Below are 18220 nucleotides of genomic sequence, written 5' to 3'. Positions count from 1 at the left end.
GGTCGGGTTCGGCACGGGCGCGTGGTGCTTGTGGTCGGGCCCTCAAGGCGTCTAAGATGCCGGCCGCCGGTTTCCACCACGGAATTAATAGGGAATGCCGTACCTGCCCCGCAGGAAAACGGAACTGCCCCCGCAACTGTAGGTGCCGAGCCTGCTCCACACGCCACTGGGACGCTCCCGGGAAGGCGGAGCCAGGCCATGACGCACCAGTCAGGAGACCTGCCGGCCTTCATCATTCACCAACCGGCGGGGTGTCCGGGAAGGTCATCGACGCCCTGCCCCAGGGTGCGGTCCCATGCCATCGGCCTGGAGCTGGCGATGCCTGTCCGTGCGCCTTCCGGTGCGTCCTCGATAGGAGATCGCCCCATGTTCCCTCGCGTCCTCACGCTGCTCGCCGGTCTCGGCCTGAGTGGCCTGGCCCAAGCCGCCAGCACCCACTACCCGCTGACCCTGGAGAACTGCGGTGTATCCCAGACCTTCCAGCAGGCGCCCCAACGTGCGGTGACCATCGGCCAGTCCGGGACCGAGATGCTCTATGCCCTGGGGCTGGGCGACACGCTGGTGGGCACGTCGCTGTGGTTCAACGATGTGCTGCCGGCCTACCAGGCGCAGGACGCCAAGGTCGAGCGCCTGGCCGACAACGACCCCAGCTTCGAGGCCGTGATCGGCAAGCGTCCGCAACTGCTGGCCGTGCAGCTGGCGTGGATGGTCGGCGAGCAAGGCGTGGTCGGCACCCGCGAGCAGTTCCACGAGCTGAACATCCCGACCTACCTCATGCCCTCGGACTGCGAAGGCAAGGACAACCGCGTCGGCGCCGACGGTACGCGGCTGCAGCCCTTCCAGATCGACACGGTGTACAAGAGCATCGCCCAGCTGGCGCAGATCTTCGATGTCCAGGACCGGGGCGAGGCCTTGAACCAGTCGCTCAAGGCGCAGCTGGCCAACGCCCAGGCGCGCCTGGCAGGCAAGGACCTGTCGGGGACCAGCGCCCTGTTCTGGTTCTCGAGCGCTGATCTCGAGATCGACCCCTACGTCGCCGGTCGCAAAGGCATTCCCGATTTCATGCTCCAGACCCTGGGCGTGCGCAACGTGGTCCAGTCCGATGAAGAATGGCCCACGGTGGGCTGGGAAACCCTGGCCAAGGCCAACCCGACCTGGCTGGTGATCGCGCGCATGGACCGCCGCCGCTTCCCGGCCGACGACTACCAGAAGAAGCTCGATTTCCTGCGCAGCGACCCGGTGACCCGCAACATGGACGCGGTCAGGCACGGCCGCATCATCGTGCTCGACGCCCATGCCATGCAGGCCAGCCTGCGCCTGTTCAGCGGCATGGACACCTTGGCCCAGGCCTTCGCCAGCGGTGAAGCGCCCCAGCCATGATGCGTTCGTTGCCCGCCGTGGCCTTGGCCCTCGCCGCGCTGGCCCTGGCCCTGCTCGCTGGTATCGCCATCGGCGAGACGCGCCTGTCGCCCAGCGTGGTCTACCAGGTGCTGGCCAACCAGCTCTGGCAGGCCGGGCATGCCGTCGACCCGATCGACCAGGGGATCGTCTGGAACTACCGGCTGACCCGCACCCTGGTCGCTGCCGCCTGTGGCGCCGGGCTGGCGACCTGCGGGGTGATCCTCCAGGCGCTGCTGCGCAACCCCCTGGCCGAACCCTACCTGCTGGGGCTGTCGGCCGGGGCCTCGACCGGTGCCGTCCTGGTCGCGCTGCTGGGCGTGGGGGCCGGTGCGCTGACCCTGTCCGGCGGGGCCTTCATCGGTGCCCTGGCCGCGTTCGCGCTGGTGCTGTTGCTGGCCCGTGCCAGCGGCCCGAGCAGCGGCGCCAATGCCCAGGTGATCCTGGCCGGGATCGCCGGCTCGCAGCTGTTCAATGCCCTGACGGCCTTCCTGGTGACCAAGTCGGCCAGCGCCGAGCAGGCGCGCGGCATTCTGTTCTGGCTGCTGGGCAACCTCAGCGGCGTGCGCTGGCCATCGGTGTGGCTGGCCGTGCCTGTGGCCGTGGTCGGCCTGGTGATCTGCCTGTGGCACCGACGCGCGCTGGACGCCTTCACCTTCGGCGTGGACTCGGCCGCCTCGCTGGGCATCCCGGTGCGCCGGGTGCAGCTGCTGTTGATCACCTGCGCGGCGCTGGTCACGGCGATGATGGTGTCCATCGTCGGCGCCATCGGCTTCGTCGGGCTGGTCATCCCGCATGCCCTGCGCCTGCTGCTGGGGCCAGGGCACAGTCGCCTGCTCCCGGCCAGCGCCCTGGGCGGCGCCCTGTTCCTGATCGCCGCCGACATCCTGTCCCGCACCTTGATCCCCGGCCAGGTGATTCCGGTGGGCGTCGTCACCGCGCTGATCGGCGCGCCGGTCTTCGCCCTGATCCTGGTCAGCCGCAGGCACCCCCGATGACGACCCTGACCCCGCTTCTCGAGACCTTCCCCCTGGCCTGCCACGGGCTGGGCTACCGCGTGCGCGACACCCAGCTGCTGTATGGCGTGAACCTGGCGGTGCTGCCTGGCGAGACGCTGGGCATCGTCGGCCCGAACGGCTCGGGCAAGTCGACCTTGCTCAAGCTGCTGGCAGGCCTGCGCGCGCCGAGCAGTGGCCAGGTATCGCTGCTCGGGCAGGCCCTGGCCCGTCAGCCCCGTCGCCAGGTCGCCCAGGCCCTGGCGCTGGTCGAGCAGCAGGCCGACACCCATGACGCCGTGGACGTCTTCGATGCCGTGGCGCTGGGCAGAACGCCCTGGCTGTCGGCCCTGGCGCCCTTCACCGCCGAAGACACCGCGATCGTCGATCAGGCCTTGGCCGACGTGGACGCCCTGCACCTGCGCCAGCGCACCTGGAGCAGCCTGTCGGGTGGCGAACGTCAGCGAGTGCACATCGCCCGCGCACTGGCCCAGCGGCCTCAGGTACTGCTGCTCGACGAGCCGACCAATCACCTGGACATCCAGCACCAGCTCGGGCTGCTGCAACAGATCCAGGCCTTGAAGGTGACCACGCTGATCGCGCTGCACGACCTCAACCAGGCCCTGACCTGCGATCGCCTGGCGGTGCTGGACAAGGGCCGCCTGGTGGCCCTGGGCGTCCCGCACGAGGTGCTCACCCCCGAGCGGCTGCGCACCACCTTCGGTGTCCATGCCCACTATCTGACCGACCCTTTCGACGGCGCGCGCATCCTGCGTTTTCGCGCCCCCTGACCTGGACGTTTTCATGTTGCTGCGTACGCTTGCGCTGTCCCTGCTGACCATGGCCTTCGCGCCCACCGCGCTGGCCGAGGTGCATGAGGTCCACATGCTCACCCGTGGCGCAGAGGGCGCCATGGTCTACGAGCCCGATCACCTGCGCATCGCGCCGGGCGACAGTGTGCGCTTCCTGCCGACCCAGAGCGGGCACAACGCCGCCAGCCTGCCCGATCTCTGGCCCGACGGTGCCCCCACCTTCAAGGGCCCGATCAACCAGCCGCTGACCTACACCTTCGATGTGCCAGGGCGTTATGGCATCCAGTGCATTCCGCACCTGGCCATGGGCATGGTCATGCTGATCGAGGTCGGCCTGTCGTCCGCCCAGCCCCTGACCGTGCCTCCGGGATTACCGGCACGCGCCCAGACACGCCTGACGCTTCAGGCCCAGCGTCTGGAAGCGATGCCGTGAAGGGTGTTCGCGCCTCCCTGATCGTGCTGGTTCCCCTGTTCGGACTCAGCCCGATGGCGTGGGGCGAGACGGCCCAGTCCCAGTCCAAGGGGTTTCTCGAAGACGGCACCTGGAGCGTGCTCAACCGCAGCGTCTTCGATCAGCGCGACTACCGCCATGGCGGTCGCAACAGCGGCGCGCGCAATGCCTACAAGCCGCGCGCCGCGCGCAATGGCCAGGCCGAAGAATGGGGCTACGGGCTCATGGGGACCGTGCAGTCGGGCTTCACCCAAGGGACCGTGGGCGTAGGTGTCGACGCCCATGCCTACCTCGGGGTCAAGCTCGACAGCGGCGGCGGGCGCGCGGGCAAGGCGCGTCTGCTGGGGCTGGACAACCAGGGTCACCCCAAGGACACCTACGGCCGTGCCGGTGCCGCGCTCAAGCTGCGGCTGTCGGACAGCGTGCTCTGGTACGGCGAACAGCGGGTCAAGACGCCGGTGTTCAGTACCTCGGACAGCCGCCTGCTGCCCGAAACGGCGACCGGGCTGTTCCTGATCAGCAATGAATTCGAGGCACTCAAGCTGGTGGCCGGCCATTTCACTGAAGACGCCGACCGCAACGCCAGCAGTCATGACCAAGGGTTCGCGGTCAACTATTCCAATGCCACACAGGGCGATCACTTCGACCTGGCCGGTGCCGTGTACAGCCCAAGGCCCAACCTCAGCGCCAGCCTGTTCACCTCGCGCTACGAGGACACCTGGAACCAGCAGTACCTGGGCGGCAACCTCGCCCAGGCGCTGGATGACCAGCGCAGCCTGAGCCTGGACCTGAACCTCTACCGCACCACCGACACCGGCAAGGCCCTGTCGGGACGCATCGACAACACCACCTGGAGCCTGGTTTCGCGCTACAGCCAAGGCCCGCACAGCGTCAGCCTCGGCTACCAGCAGGTCGACGGCGACACCCCGTTCGACTACGTGAGCCGTGGCGCCATCTTCATCGGCAATGCTGTGCAGCTGTCCGATTTCAACGCGCCCCACGAGCGCTCCTGGCAAGCGCGCTACGACCTGAACATGAGCGCCTATGGGGTGCCGGGCCTGAGCCTGACGGCGCTGTACGTCCGAGGTTCGGGCATCGATGGCAGCCATGTGGACCCCACCGGCGGTTATGCCTACCTCGGCTATGGCCAAGGCGGTAAGCACTGGGAGCGCGACCTGGAGGCGCGCTACGTCATCCAGAGCGGCCAGGCCAAGGGCACTACTTTCTCGCTGCGGCACGACGTGCACCGAGGCAACACCGCGCAGGCCGAATTGGACAGCGACCAGCTCCGTCTGGCGGTGGAATACCCGTTGTCCGGGCCGCTCTGATCGCCGCTGGCGGAATGGTCGATCAGGCCGGTCGGCTCATGTGGGTGGTGTGCCAGACCGGATCGTCCTCGACGTCCACGATCTCGAAGCCCTGGCGCTCCCAAAAGGCGATGGCGCCAGGCAGGAACGGGTGGGTATGCAGGTACAGGCATTCAACCCCGGCGTCACGGGCCTGCTGACACAGGGCTTCGAACAGGCGCGCAGCCAGGCCACCGCGACGGTAACGGGGGGACACGAACAGCCGGACGATCTCCACGGTGCAGCGACCGTGGTAATCGAGCTGGGCGAAGCGATGGTCGTAGGGCAGATAGCCGATGGCCGCGACCAGCTGCCCGTGATCCCGCGCGACCAGGAAGCAGCCTGGCCCGGTGACGTACGTGCGTTCGAAGTGCGCCAGGTCGGCTGGCAGCGGTGCATCGGCCAGCTGGGGAAACAGCTCGCGTCGCGCCTGGTCGACGAAGGCGCGTACCTCGTCGACGGCTTCGGCCGTGACGCGGTGCAGGGTACAGGTGGATGTGGGCATGTGGACCTGAAACATCATGGGTGGGAGGGACGGTTCTACCGTACCCGGCTGGCACTCGCAACGATGGCATGGTCGCTGGCCAGGTGGCCGAGGTACACTCGGGCCCTCCTCTCTCGCCCAAAGGGCCTGCGCATGCCGATCATGAAGAAGACGTCGTTGTTGATGCTGCTCGTCCTGCTGGCAGCCTGCGACCAGCAGAGCGGTCGGGACCAGGAGATTTTGGCGCAGTTGCCGATCCAGGACGCCTACGAGCACAACATCGACAAGATGGCCGAGCTGCTGGCCGGCACGCACCCCGACGTGCCGTTGCCGACGATCGAAGAGGTGCTGCGCCGCAACCTGACGGTCGAAGACCAGCGTCAGGACCTGCTGGAGCTGTACAGCGAGAAGAACTTCAGCGACGCCGAATTCGAGATCATCAAGGCCTCGACCCGCGACCCGGTCAAGGCCCAGGCGCTGAACCAGACGCCCGAAGGCCGCCAGGTGAGCGAGAAGCTGACGCGACTGATGGACCAGCGGGCCAACGACCCGGCGGCCAAGGCGAAGGCCGAGGCGCGGTTGCGCAAGGTGGATGCGGAGTTGGCGGCGTTGGCGAAGGGTCAGGGGTGATCGAGCGCGTTAGCCGGGGCTGATCTTTTCGTGTGGAGGCAGAGCCGGCGGGGCTGATTCCACGGCCCCTGCGGGCCCGATCGCGGCACAGGGGCCCACACAGGGGACCGCGATGGTCTGCAACACCGCGGGGTGGCTACGGGTGAGCGACCCCCGCCGGACCGACCGCGATCGGGTCCGTCAGGATCCACATCAGCATTTGGCAGAAACCATAGAATCTCCCACATGGGAACCGCGACGACCTGCCTCACCGCGGTGTGGCTACGGGTGTGGGAGCGGCCCCTGTGCCGCGATCGGGCCCGCAGGGGCCGTAGAATCAGCCCATTCGCACGTTCAGTCCACCTCGCGCGTTCAGCCCCTCAAGGCTCCTGCGCGAATGCCGTACGCTCCTGCCACCCGCCCCCCAGCGCCGCGATCAGCTGCACACTGGCCACCAACCGGCCTTCGAGCACGTTCAGCACACTGCGCTCGTTGCTCAACGCCGTCGCCTGGACATTGACCACGTCCAGATACCCGATCAGCCCGGCCTTGTACTGGTTCTCCGTCAGGCGCAGCGACTGGCGTGCCGCTGCCAGGGCCTCGTCGCGCACCCCCGCCTCGTCGGCATAGACGCGCAGTTGCGCCAGGTAGTTCTCGACCTCCCTGAACCCATCGAGCACGGTCTGGCGGTATTGCGCCACGGTCTGGTCGTACACCGCCACCGTCCGGTCCACCTCGGCGCTGCGGCGTCCGCCATCGAACAAGGTCATGGCCAGTTGCGGCCCGACCGACCAGAAGCGGTTCGGCAGGCTGATCCAGTCGCGGAAACTGCTGCTGCTGTAGCCGCCGCTCATGCTCAGCGTCAGGTCCGGGAAGTACGCAGCGCGGGCCACGCCGATGTTGGCGTTGGCCGCCATCACCTGACGTTCGGCCGAGGCGATGTCCGGGCGCCGCTCGAGCAGTTGCGAAGGCAAGCCGACCGGGATGCTCGGCAGCGCCGGGATGTCGTCGCGCGCGGCCAGGGCGAAGTCGGCCGGTGCCCGGCCCAGCAGCACGGCGATGGCGTTCTCGAACTGGGCACGCTGCCAGGCCAGGTCGATCAGGTCGGCCTGGGTGCTCTTGAGCTGGGTGCGCGCCTGGGCGACGGCGTCCGGGCCGGAGACGCCGGCGCGGTACTGGTTTTCGGTCAGGCGCAACGACCGTTCGTACGTGGCGACAGTGGACTCGAGCAGGCGCTTCTGCGCGTCGATCACCCGCAGCTGCAGGTAGTTCTGCGTCAGTTCCGACTGCAGGCTCAGGCGGATCGCCGCCAGGTCGGCAACGCTGGCCTCGGCGCTGGCCCGGCTGGAGGCCAGGGTGTCGCGCAGCTTGCCCCACAGGTCCAGCTCCCAGCTCACGCCCAGCTGGGTCGTGTAGGTGTCACGGATCCCGCTGCTGTTGTTGCTCAGGCTCGAACTGCTGCTGCCGGCACCCTGGGCCGAGCGGGTCTTGCCCGCCGACAGGTCGAGGCTGGGGAACAGCGCGCCGCGACTGCTGCGCACCAAGGCCTGGGCCTGACGGTACTGGGCCTCGTACTGGGCCACGGTCTGGTTGTTACGGTTGAGTTCGGCGATCAGCTGGTTGAGCTGCGGGTCGTTGTACAGCTCCCACCAGGCGCCGCGTGCCAGCGCATCGGAGGGGTTGGCCGGTGTCCAGCCCTCGGCCTGCTTGAACTGCACGGCGTGGGTGGTCACCTCGGGGCGATGATAGTCCGGGCTCAGGGTGCAGGCACTGAGCAGCGCAAGGCACGCACCCAGGCCCAGCAGGCGCAGGCTCGGTGCGTGCAGGCGCTGGCGCAGCGCACGGTGGACGGGGGGCTGGACGAAAGTCATAACGGCGTTTCCAAGGCAGCGTCGGTACGCACGCCTCGCCAGCGATTGACGCGGTGGCGCAGGCGATCGAAATAGAGATAGACCACGGGCGTGGTGTACAGCGTCAGGACCTGGCTCAGGATCAGCCCGCCGATGATGGTCAACCCCAGGGGCTGGCGCATCTCGGCGCCCTCGGCACTGCTCAGCAGCAGCGGTAGCGCGCCGAGGATGGCCGCCAGGGTGGTCATCAGGATCGGACGCAGCCGTTGCAGGCAGGCCTGGCGGATCGACTGCTCCGGGCTGAGGCCCTCGTGGCGCTCGAGCTGGAGCGCCAGGTCGATCATCAGGATGGCGTTCTTCTTCACCACGCCGATCAGCAGGAACAACCCGAGCATCGAGATCAGGCTGAACTCCCCGCCCGTGAGGTACAGCGCCAGCAACGCACCCACGCCCGCCGACGGCAGGGTCGAGAGAATGGTCAACGGGTGCACGTAGCTCTCGTAGAGGATCCCCAGCACCAGGTACACCAGCAGCAAGGCACCGAGGATCATCAGCGGCTGGCCCTGCTGGGTCTTGGCGAAGGCATCGGCGGTGCCGCCGAGCTTGGCGATCACCGTCTCGGGCAGGCCGAGCTTGGCGATCTCGCGCTCCACTGCCGCCAGCGCCTGGTCCGGGCTGTAGCCTTCGGCGACGTCGAAGGCGATGTCTTCGGAGGCGAACTGCCCGTCGTGGCTGACCCGGTCGTTGGCCAGGCTGTTCTCGTAGCGGGCAAATGCCGACAGCGGCACACGTGCGCCATCGGCCGTGATCACCTGCACCTGCTCGAGGGTGCTCGGGTCCCAGGCGTACTTGGGGTTGATCTCCAGCACCACCTGGTACTGGTTGAGGCTGTCGTAGATGGTCGAGATCTGCCGCTGGCTGTAGGCGTTGTTCAGCACCGTGGTGACCATGTCCATGTCGATGCCCAGGCGCTTGGCCTGGTCGCGGTCGACCACCAGGGTCACCTGCTGGGTACCACTGCTGTCGCGCGCATCGATGGCGGTGACCTGCGGCAAGGCCCGGAACGCGGCGGTGACCTTGGGGAACCACTCGCGCAAGGCGGCCAGGTCGCCGCTCTGCAAGGTATAGAGGTACTGCGAGGTGCTCTTGTCGCGCCCGCCGCCACCCAGTTGCAGGTCCTGGTCGGCCATCAGGAACAGGCGCCCGCCGGGCACCTTGGGCAGGGTCTTGCGCAAGCGCTCGATCACCTGCTGGGCCGAGTCGGCGCGCTCCCTGATGGGCTTCAGTCGCACCAGCACCAGGGCATTGTTGGTCCCGCTGTTGCCGCCGATGAAACCGGCCACGCTCTGCACCGCCGGGTCCTCGAGCAAGGCGCGGCGGTAGGCTTCCATCTTCGGCTGCATGACGGTGAACGACAGCCCGTTGTCACCGCGCACGAAGCCGATCAACTGGCCGGTATCCTGCTGCGGCATCAAGGTCTTGGGCACCACCACGTACAGCGCGACGTTGAGCACGATGGTCGCCAGCAGGCTGAGCAGGGTCAGGCGCCGATGGCGCAGGGCCCAGCCGAGGCTGCGGTCGTAGCCGGCGACCATGCGCGCATGGACCCGCTCGCTCCAGCGCTGCAGGCGGGTCTGGCGGTGGCTCTGCTGCGCCGTCAGCCAGCGCGCGCAGAGCATGGGCGTGAGCGTCAGCGACACCAGCAGCGACACCAGGATCGCCGCCGCCAGGGTCACCGAGAACTCCATGAACAGGCTGCGCACGATGCCGCCCATGAACAGGATCGAGACGAACACCGCCACCAGCGAGACGTTCATCGACAGCAGGGTGAAGCCCACTTCCTGGGCGCCCAGGTACGCCGCGCGCAGCGGCGTCTGGCCCTTCTCGATGTGTCGCGAAATGTTCTCCAGTACCACGATGGCATCGTCCACCACCAGCCCGGTGGCCAGGATCAGCGCCATCAGCGACAGGTTGTTGAGCGAGAAGCCGCACAGGTACATCACCGCGAAGGTGCCGACCAGCGACACCGGCACTGCCAGGCTGGGGATCAGCGAGGCGCGCAGGTTGCCCAGGAACAGGTAGACCACCAGGATCACCAGGCCCACGGCGATCACCAGGGTGTGCTCGGCCTCGGCCAGGGTCGCCTGGATCACCGGCGAGCGGTCCATGGCCACGTCCAGCTGCACGCTGGCCGGCAGCAGCGACTGCAACGCGGGCAGCTGCGCCTTGATCTGCGCCACGGTCTCGATGATGTTGGCGCCGGTCTGCCGGTTGATCACCAGCAGCACGGCCGCCCGGTCGTTGAAGAAGCCGCTGTTGTAGCGGTTCTCGACACCATCGGTGATCGTCGCCACGTCGCTCAGGCGCAGGATCGCACCGTTCTCCTGGCGAATGACCAGCGGCTCGTAGTCCTCGGCCTTTTCCAGCTGATCGTTGGCACGCACCTGCCAGTTGCGCTGGGCGTCCTCGACGAAGCCCATGGGCCGACGCTGGTTGGCATTGGCCACCGCCGCGCGCACGTCGTCCAGGGCCAGGCCGTACTGGTTGAGCAACTGCGGCTCGACGGCGATGCGCACGGCGGGCAGCGAGCTGCCGCCGATCTGCACCTCGCCGACGCCGGACACCTGCGCCAGGCTCTGGGACAGGATGGTGTCGGCCAGGTCGTACAGCTGGCCCTTGTGCAACACGTCGGAGGTCAGCGACAGGACCATGATCGGTGCCTGGGACGGGTCGATCTTCTTGTAGGTGGGCATGCTGCGCATGCCGCTGGGCAGCAGGTTGCGCGCCGCGTTGATCGCCGCCTGCACCTCGCGGGCCGCGGCGTTCACGTCACGCCCCTGCTCGAAGCCGATGATCACCCGGGTCGAGCCCTGGTTGGAGCTGCTGGTCAAGGTGGTGACCCCGGCGATGCTGCCGAGCTTGCGCTCCAGCGGCGTGGCGACGCTGGACGCCATGACCTCGGGGCTGGCGCCGGGCAAGTTGGCCTGCACCACGATCACCGGGAAGTCGATCTGCGGCAGCGGCGCCACCGGCAGCAGCCCGAAGCTGACGCCGCCGAGCAGCATGATCGCCAGGCTCAGCAGCAGGGTCGCCACCGGGCGACGGATGAAGGGGGCCGACAGGTTCATGGGCGGGCCTCCAGGCAGCGGCGCATGGCACGCGGCAAGCAGCCAGCCTGCGCGCGCTGTCGGCGCGCCTGCTGCCCTGCCCTGCGGCGTGGCCGGCGTGCTCCCTGCCGCTCACCGCTCGCCACTGTTCTCATGGCTGCTCCGCGGTGCGCTGCTTGCCGACGCGCCGGGCCAGGCGGTCGAAGTACAGGTAGATGACGGGCGTGGTGAAGAGGGTCAGTACCTGGCTGACCAGCAGCCCGCCGACCATCACCAGGCCCAGGGGCTGGCGCAGCTCGGCGCCCGAGCCGGTGGCGAGCATCAGCGGCACGGCGCCGAACAGCGCTGCCAGGGTGGTCATCAGGATCGGGCGGAAACGCAGCAGGGCCGCCTGGTAGATCGCCTCGTGGGGCGCCATGCCCTGGTGGCGCTCGGCCTCCAGCGCGAAGTCGATCATCATGATGGCGTTCTTCTTGACGATGCCGATCAGCAGGATGATGCCGATGATGGCGATCATGCCCAGGTCGTTGCCGCTCAGGATCAGCGCCAGCAAGGCGCCCACCGCGGCCGAGGGCAAGGTCGACAGGATGGTGATCGGGTGGATGTAGCTCTCGTACAGCACCCCCAGCACGATGTACATGGTCACCACGGCTGCCAGGATCAGCAACAGGGTGCTCGACAGCGAGGCCTGGAACGCCTCGGCAGCGCCCTGGAAGCGCGTCTGCACGCCGATCGGCAGGCCGATGGCCTGTTGCACCTCACCGATCACCTTGACCGCCTCGCCCAGCGAGACGCCCTTGCCCAGGTTGAACGACAGGGTCACCGCCGGGAACTGGCCGATGTGCGAGATGGCCAGCTGCGCAGGGCGCTGCTCGATGCGCGCCAGGGCCGAGAGACGCACCTGGCCACCGTCGGCTGCCTTGACGTGGACCTGCTCCAACGCTTCCAGGCCGACGCTGCCGCCGTCGCGCGACTGCAGCACCACGCGGTACTGGCTGGCCTGGGTGTAGATGGTGGAGATCTGCCGCTGGCCGAAGGCGTCGTACAGCGCGTTGGTGATCTGCGCGACATTGATGCCCAGGCGGCTGGCCCGGTCGCGGTCGATGTTCAGGTAGACCTGCAGGCCCTTGTCCTGCAGGTCGCTGGCGACGTCGGCCAGCTCGGGCCGCTGGCGCAGCGCGTCGACCAGCGTGCCGCTCCACTGCGAGAGCAGCTCGGCGTCGGGTGAGGACAGGCTGAACTGGTACTGCGTGCGGCTGACCCGGTCTTCGATGCTCAAGTCCTGCACCGGCTGCATGTACAGGCGGATCCCGACCAGGCGCTCGAGCTGCGGTTGCAGGCGGGCGATCACTTCGGTGGCCGTGTCGGCACGCGCGGCATGGGGCTTGAGATTGATCAGCAGGCGCCCGCTGTTGAGGGTCGCGTTGTCGCCGTCGACCCCGATGTAGGACGACAGGCTCTGCACCGCCGGGTCCTCGAGGATGACCTTGGCCAGGGCCTGCTGGCGCTCGCTCATGGCGGTGAACGAGGTGGACTGCGGCGCTTCGGAGATGCCCTGGATCACGCCGGTGTCCTGGACCGGGAAGAAGCCCTTGGGCACGGCCAGGTACAGGATCACCGTGAGCACCAGGCTGGCGATGGCGATCAGCAGCGTCAGGGGCTGGTGACGCAGCACCCAGGTCAGGCCGCGGCCATAGTGGTGCACCAGCCAGTCGATCCAGGCCCCGCTGGCCCGGTAGAAGCGGCCCTGCTCGTGGGCCTCGGGCTCGCGCTTGAGCAGCCGGGCGCACATCATCGGCGTCAGGGTCAGCGAGACCACCAGGGAGATCAGGATCGCCACCGCCAGGGTGATGGCGAACTCGCGGAACAGCCGGCCGACCACGTCGGCCATGAACAGCAGCGGGATCAGCACCGCGATCAGCGAGAAGGTCAGCGAGATCAGGGTGAAGCCGATCTGCCGGGCGCCCTTGAGTGCTGCCTGCAACGGCGTCTCGCCCTCCTCGATGTGCCGGGAGATGTTCTCGAGCATGACGATGGCATCGTCCACCACGAAGCCGGTGGCGATGGTCAGGGCCATCAGCGTGAGGTTGTTGATGGAGAAGCCGGCCAGGTACATCACGCCGAAGGTGCCGATCAGCGACAGCGGCACGGCGATCGACGGGATCAGGGTGGCACTGACCCGGCGCAGGAACACGAAGGTGACCATCACCACCAGCACGATGGCGATCAGCAGCTCGTGCTGCACGTCCCTGACCGCCGCCCGGATGGTCTGGGTGCGGTCGGTGAGCACCGACACGTCCAGGCCGGCGGGCAGGTTGTCGGTGATCGAGGGCAGCGTCTGCTTGATCAGGTCGACCACCTGAATGACGTTGGCCCCCGGCTGGCGCTGGATGTTCAACAGCACGGCCTGGTTCTGGTTGGCCCAGGCGGCGAGGCGTTCGTTCTCGGCGCCGTCGACGATCTCGGCCACGTCGCGCAGGCGCAGCGGCGCACCGTCCTTGTAGGTGAGGATGAGGTTGGCGTACTCCTCGGGCGAGCGCAGCTGGTCGTTGGCGTCGAGCATCGACACCCGGGTCGGGCCGTCGAAGTTGCCCTTGGGCTGGTTGACGTTGGAAGCGCCGATCAGCGTGCGCACGTCTTCCAGGTTGAGCCCGGCCGCGGCCAGGGCATCGACGTTGACCTTGATGCGCACGGCCTGGCGCTGGCCACCGGCGATGCTGACCATGCCCACGCCGCTGATCTGGGCGATCTTCTGCGCCACCCGGGTGTCGACCAGGTCGTTGAGCTTGGGCAGCGGCATGGTCTTGGACGAGATGGCCAGGGTCAGCACGGGCGTGTCGGCCGGGTTGACCTTGTTGTACACCGGCGGGGCCGGCAGGTCGCTGGGCAGCAGGTTGCTGGCGGCGTTGATCGCGGCCTGGACCTGCTGCTCGGCGACGTCCATGTTCATGTCGAGGTTGAAGCGCAGGGTCAACACCGAGGCGCCACCGGAACTGGTGGAGGCCATCTGGCTCAGCCCTGGCATCTGGCCGAACTGGCGCTCCAGCGGCGCGGTGACCGCACTGGTCATGACCTGCGGGCTGGCGCCGGGGTACAGGGTCATGACCCGGATGGTCGGGTAGTCGACCTGGGGCAGCGCCGACACCGGCAGCATGGAGTAGGCGATCAGGCCGGCCAGGACGATCGCCACCATGCTCAGCGTGGTGGCGACCGGGCGAAGAATGAACAGCCGGGACAGGTTCATGCGCCCGCCTTGCCCGCTTCACCGGCCTCGGCTGCGCCCTTGGTCTCTTGGCCCTGCAGGTGCTGACCTGGCGTGGCCGGGACTTGCGCGCTGTCCTGGACCACCTCGACCTGGGTACCGTCGCGCAGGCGGTCGGTGCCTTCGAGCACCAGGCGGTCGCCGGCGGCCAGGCCTTCGAGGATCACGCTGCGTTCGCCGTCGCTGGGGCCGACCTTGACCGGCTGGATCTTGACCTTGTCCTGGGCGTCGATCACGTAGGCGAAGGTACCGTCGGTGCCGAACTGGATGGCCGCGGCAGGCGCGGTCACCACCTGGCGCAAGGTGTCGGCCAGCAGACGCACGTTGACAAACTGGTTGGGGAACAGCGCCTGGTCCTTGTTCTCGAAGCGTGCCTTGAACTTGAGCGTGCCGGTGGTGATGTCGATCTGGTTGTCGAGGCTGGCCAGGGTGCCGGTGGCCTGCAGGCGGGTGTCACCCCGGTCCCAGGCTTCGACCGACAGCGACGCGCCACTGCGGTAGCGTGCCAGCACGGTGGTCAGCTCGCTTTCCGGCAGGGTGAAGGCGACGTCGATCGGCTCGGTCTGGGTAATGACCACCAGTGCCGTCGTGTCGTTGGCAGCCACCAGGTTGCCCAGGTCCAGCTGACGCAGGCCGACGCGGCCGCTGATGGGCGCGCGGATCTGGGTGAATTCCAGGTTCAGGCGGGCGTCGTTCACCGCCGCCTGATTGGTCATGATGGTGCCGCGGTATTGCCCGACCAGCGCCTCGGCGGTGTCCAGCGTCTGCTTGGCGATGCTGTCTTCGGCGTACAGGCCCTTGTAGCGGGCGAAGTCGACCTGGGCGTTCTTCAGCTGGGCCTGGTTCTGGGCCAGCGTACCCTCGGCCTGCTGCAGGGCGATCCGGTAGGTGCGCGGATCGATTTCGGCCAGCAGATCGCCCGCCTTGACCTGCTGGCCTTCCTTGAAGTGCACCTTGACCAGCTCGCCGGAAACCCGGCTGCGCACGTTGACGGTGTTCAGGGCGGTCACGGTGCCGAGGGCCTTGTAGTACAGCGGGAAGTCGTTGACCGTGGCCGGCTCGACCCGCACCGGCACAGGGTCGGTCGACGCCCCGAACCCAGGCCGCCCGCCCTTGCCCGCGTCGGCAGCGGTGTCCTGGTGTGCCGTCGAGGCAGGCCACAGCCACCAGGCCAGTACGGCGACGAGCCCGAGGATCAGCAGGCCGAACAGCCAGCGGCGAGAGGTGCGGGGAGCAGAAGAATGCATGGGTTGAACGAACCTTGTTCGAGGGTGGCGACGTGAGGAGGGTGAACGATAAGCACTTGAACGTGTTTAGCAAAGGCCCTTTACGCGGGTTTTACCTTCATTGACAGGGTTCTGCGTGGCAGGCGACCGTGAGGAAACAGGACCTCGACCCTCGCAGGCGCAGCGTTCTGGCCAGTTGGGCAAGCCGTATGGGAGCCTTCAGGCCCTATCGCCAGTCAGCAGGCTGAGGCCAGGGAGTTGCTGGAACGGGAACTGGTGGGAGCAGGCTTGCCTGCGATAGGGCCTGGTCAGGCGCCGCCTGCAGCGCGGGCAAGCCCGCTCCCACAGGGTCCGCTCAGCAGGCTGAGGCCAGGCAGTTGCCTGGAATTAGGACCAGTGGGAGCTGGCTTGCCGGCGATAGGGCCTGGTCAGGCACAGCCTGCATCGCGGGCAAGCCCGCTCCCACAGGGTGCGGTCGTCAGGCTGAGGACAGGCAGTTGCCTGGAATAAGGACCCGTGGGGGCTGGCTTGCCAGCGATAGGGCCCGGTCAGGCGCCGCCTGCATTGCACGCAAGCCCGCCAGGCCCCAGGTCATGCTCACTTGAGGACGGCGAGGGCCTGCTCGTAGTTCGGCTCGTCGGCGACTTCGCCGACCAGTTCGCTGTGCAGGACCTTGTCGTGCTCGTCCAGCACCACCACCGCGCGGGCGGCCAGGCCGGCCAACGGACCGTCGGCGATGGCCACGCCGTAGGCCTCGAGGAACTCACGGCCACGCAGGGTGGACAGGTTCTTGACGTTTTCCAGGCCTTCGGCGCCGCAGAAGCGCGCCTGGGCGAACGGCAGGTCGGCCGAGATGCACAGCACCACGGTGTTGGCCAGGTCGTTGGCCTGGGCATTGAATTTACGCACGGAGGTCGCGCAGGTCGGGGTATCGACGCTCGGGAAGATGTTCAGCACCTTGCGCTTGCCGGCGAAGTCCTGCAGGGACTTGTCCGCCAGCCCTTCGCCGACCAGGGTGAACGCCGGGGCCTGGCTGCCGACCGCGGGCAGGCTGCCTGTGACCTGAACCGGGTTGCCTTTGAGAGTGACCTGAGCCATGAACGGGTTCCTTGTAGGGATGAAAGAGGATGACGAGTTAAGCATGAAGCCGCTCGAGTGCCTATGCCTTGGGCGGCAAAATGTCTGTAGGCGATGCCTGACGGTTGCGCGGGCATCACGCCCGGCAGCCATGCATCGATCACCGGCCGGGGCCACGAGAGGCCCCGGCCTGTCCGAACACTCAGTCGAACAACCCACCGATCACCGAATACAGCACCGACGACATCGCCACCAGGCCGACCACCACCACGAACGCATTGGACAACGCACCGCGGTACTTCTGCATGGCCGGTACGCGGCGGATGGCGTACATCGGCATGAGGAACAGGATGGCGGCGATCACCGGCCCGCCGAACGACTCGATCATCGTCAGGATGCTCGGGTTCAGGGTCGCGACGATCCAGCACACCACCAGCATGCCGATCGCCACCAGACGATCGAGCCCCTTGCCCTGCGGGCTGCGGCCGGTCTTGGCGATGATGCCCTTGAGGCCCTCGCTGGCACCGATGTAGTGGCCCAGGAACGACTTGGCGATGGCCACGAAGGCGATCAGCGGCGCGGCGAAGGCGATGCTGGGGTTGTCGAAGTGGTTGGCCAGGTAGGACAGGATCGACAGGTTCTGCGCCTTGGCGTCGGCCAGCTGGGCGCTGTCGAGCGTCAGCACGCAGCTGAAGACGAAGAACAGCACCATCGCCACCATCAGCAGGTGCGCGCGGGCCAGCACCTGACCGCTGCGCGCGTCGGCACGTTCGCCATGCAGGCGTTTCTGGTCGACGGCGAAGGCCGAGATGATCGGCGAATGGTTGAACGAGAACACCATCACCGGAATCGCCAGCCACAGGGTGTGCAGGAAGGCGCCGGCCGCTGGCACTTCGCGGGCCGTGTCGAGGATGCCGCCGTTCCAGTGCGGGATCAGGTAGAGCGCCAGCAGCGCCAGCGCCACGATGAAGGGGTAGACCAACAGGCTCATGACCTTGACCGTGGCCTGCTCGCCACAGCGCACGATCGCCAGCAGGGCCAGGATCAGCACGAATGACAACAGCACCCGTGGCGGCGGCGTCATGTGCAGCTGGTGCTCCATGAAGCTGGCGACGGTGTTGGTCAAGGCCACGCTGTAGATCAGCAGGATGGGGAAGATGGCGAAGAAGTACAGCACGGTGATCAGCGCACCGGCCCTGATGCCGAAATGCTCCTCGACCACCTGGGTGATGTCGCCGCCGTCGCGACCGGAGAGCACGAAGCGAGTCAGGCCGCGGTGGGCGTAGTACGTCATCGGGAAGGCCAGCACGGCCAGCACCAGCAGGGGCCAGAAGCCGCCCAGGCCGGCGTTGATCGGCAGGAACAGCGTGCCGGCGCCGATGGCCGTGCCGAACAGGCCGAGCATCCACGTGGTGTCTTGACGTAACCAGCTGCCTGCAGCAGCCGAGTCTGTTTCAAGGCGTGCTTCGACGCCGGGGGCCCGCTCGTTCATCCGGATGCAACTCCACTCGCACGATTGCAACAGGCTGAAGACGCCGCGACGCAGGCCACGCGCACCTCAGCCGAAAAGAGGGGCGCGATTGTGCGCTGGAACGCCTGCACT

13 protein-coding genes and 1 riboswitch are annotated in these 18220 nt (G+C 67.7%); of the genes, 6 read left to right on the top strand and 7 right to left on the bottom strand.

Translation table 11 applies throughout. From position 1 onward, the window contains the following. The first annotated feature begins 50 nt into the window (after positions 1 to 50). Positions 51 to 241, top strand: a riboswitch (cobalamin riboswitch). A gap of 125 nt (positions 242 to 366) precedes the next feature. Genes G7Z99_RS03720 through G7Z99_RS03700 form a run of 5 tightly spaced genes read left to right on the top strand, consistent with a single transcriptional unit; the run spans position 367 to position 4984 of the window. Continuing rightward, positions 367 to 1380, top strand: a complete 1014-nt coding sequence (locus G7Z99_RS03720; RefSeq protein WP_181092168.1) for an ABC transporter substrate-binding protein — start codon at positions 367 to 369, stop codon at positions 1378 to 1380. After that, positions 1377 to 2396 carry a FecCD family ABC transporter permease gene (locus G7Z99_RS03715; protein ID WP_181092166.1) on the top strand — a complete coding sequence of 340 codons (1020 nt, stop codon included), beginning with the start codon at positions 1377 to 1379 and terminating at the stop codon, positions 2394 to 2396. Before G7Z99_RS03720 ends, G7Z99_RS03715 begins: the two co-directional genes overlap by 4 nt. Continuing rightward, a complete protein-coding gene (locus tag G7Z99_RS03710; protein ID WP_181092164.1) occupies positions 2393 to 3184 on the top strand; it encodes an ABC transporter ATP-binding protein in 792 nt (263 codons plus the stop codon). The genes G7Z99_RS03715 and G7Z99_RS03710 overlap by 4 nt, the downstream gene beginning before the upstream one ends. Positions 3185 to 3197: 13 nt before the next feature. Beyond that, positions 3198 to 3638, top strand: coding sequence for a pseudoazurin (locus tag G7Z99_RS03705; protein ID WP_181092162.1), 441 nt, complete (start codon positions 3198 to 3200; stop codon positions 3636 to 3638). Positions 3639 to 3691: 53 nt separating this feature from the next. Then, a complete protein-coding gene (locus tag G7Z99_RS03700; protein ID WP_181092295.1) occupies positions 3692 to 4984 on the top strand; it encodes an OprD family porin in 1293 nt (430 codons plus the stop codon). Between the two features lie 22 nt (positions 4985 to 5006). On the opposite strand, the gene G7Z99_RS03695 is transcribed toward G7Z99_RS03700, so the two are convergent. After that, positions 5007 to 5507, bottom strand: a complete 501-nt coding sequence (locus G7Z99_RS03695) for a GNAT family N-acetyltransferase (protein WP_181092160.1) — start codon at positions 5505 to 5507, stop codon at positions 5007 to 5009. A 132-nt stretch (positions 5508 to 5639) separates the two neighbouring features. Here G7Z99_RS03695 and G7Z99_RS03690 point away from each other — a divergent pair, with 132 nt between their 5' ends. After that, positions 5640 to 6116: a hypothetical protein gene (locus G7Z99_RS03690; protein ID WP_181092158.1), complete on the top strand. Its 477-nt coding sequence runs from the start codon at positions 5640 to 5642 to the stop codon at positions 6114 to 6116. Positions 6117 to 6475: 359 nt separating this feature from the next. On the opposite strand, the gene G7Z99_RS03685 is transcribed toward G7Z99_RS03690, so the two are convergent. The 6 genes from G7Z99_RS03685 to G7Z99_RS03660 all read right to left on the bottom strand — a co-directional run bounded on the left by G7Z99_RS03685 (position 6476) and on the right by G7Z99_RS03660 (position 18109). Further along, entirely contained in the window at positions 6476 to 7966 is a 1491-nt protein-coding gene (locus tag G7Z99_RS03685; RefSeq protein ID WP_181092156.1) for an efflux transporter outer membrane subunit, read from the bottom strand. Then, positions 7963 to 11073, bottom strand: coding sequence for an efflux RND transporter permease subunit (locus G7Z99_RS03680; RefSeq protein WP_181092154.1), 3111 nt, complete (start codon positions 11071 to 11073; stop codon positions 7963 to 7965). The genes G7Z99_RS03685 and G7Z99_RS03680 overlap by 4 nt, the downstream gene beginning before the upstream one ends. 130 nt (positions 11074 to 11203) lie before the next feature. Next, complete coding sequence (locus G7Z99_RS03675) at positions 11204 to 14296, bottom strand: MdtB/MuxB family multidrug efflux RND transporter permease subunit (protein WP_181092152.1); 3093 nt, start codon at positions 14294 to 14296, stop codon at positions 11204 to 11206. Then, a complete protein-coding gene (locus tag G7Z99_RS03670) occupies positions 14293 to 15561 on the bottom strand; it encodes an MdtA/MuxA family multidrug efflux RND transporter periplasmic adaptor subunit (protein WP_181092150.1) in 1269 nt (422 codons plus the stop codon). The genes G7Z99_RS03675 and G7Z99_RS03670 overlap by 4 nt, the downstream gene beginning before the upstream one ends. Before the next feature lie 576 nt (positions 15562 to 16137). Further along, entirely contained in the window at positions 16138 to 16638 is a 501-nt protein-coding gene (gene tpx / locus G7Z99_RS03665) for a thiol peroxidase (RefSeq protein ID WP_181092148.1), read from the bottom strand. A gap of 181 nt (positions 16639 to 16819) precedes the next feature. Further along, the gene (locus G7Z99_RS03660; RefSeq protein ID WP_181092146.1) at positions 16820 to 18109 is read right to left on the bottom strand and encodes an HAAAP family serine/threonine permease; all 1290 of its coding nucleotides are present in this window, start codon (positions 18107 to 18109) and stop codon (positions 16820 to 16822) included. Between the last annotated feature and the right edge of the window lie 111 nt (positions 18110 to 18220).

Origin of the sequence: Pseudomonas entomophila, assembly GCF_013523165.1 — a bacterium.
Taxonomy (GTDB): Bacteria; Pseudomonadota; Gammaproteobacteria; order Pseudomonadales; family Pseudomonadaceae; genus Aquipseudomonas; species Aquipseudomonas entomophila_A.
Note: the sequence above shows the minus strand (reverse complement) of the source record. Positions and strands in the feature narration are given on the sequence as shown.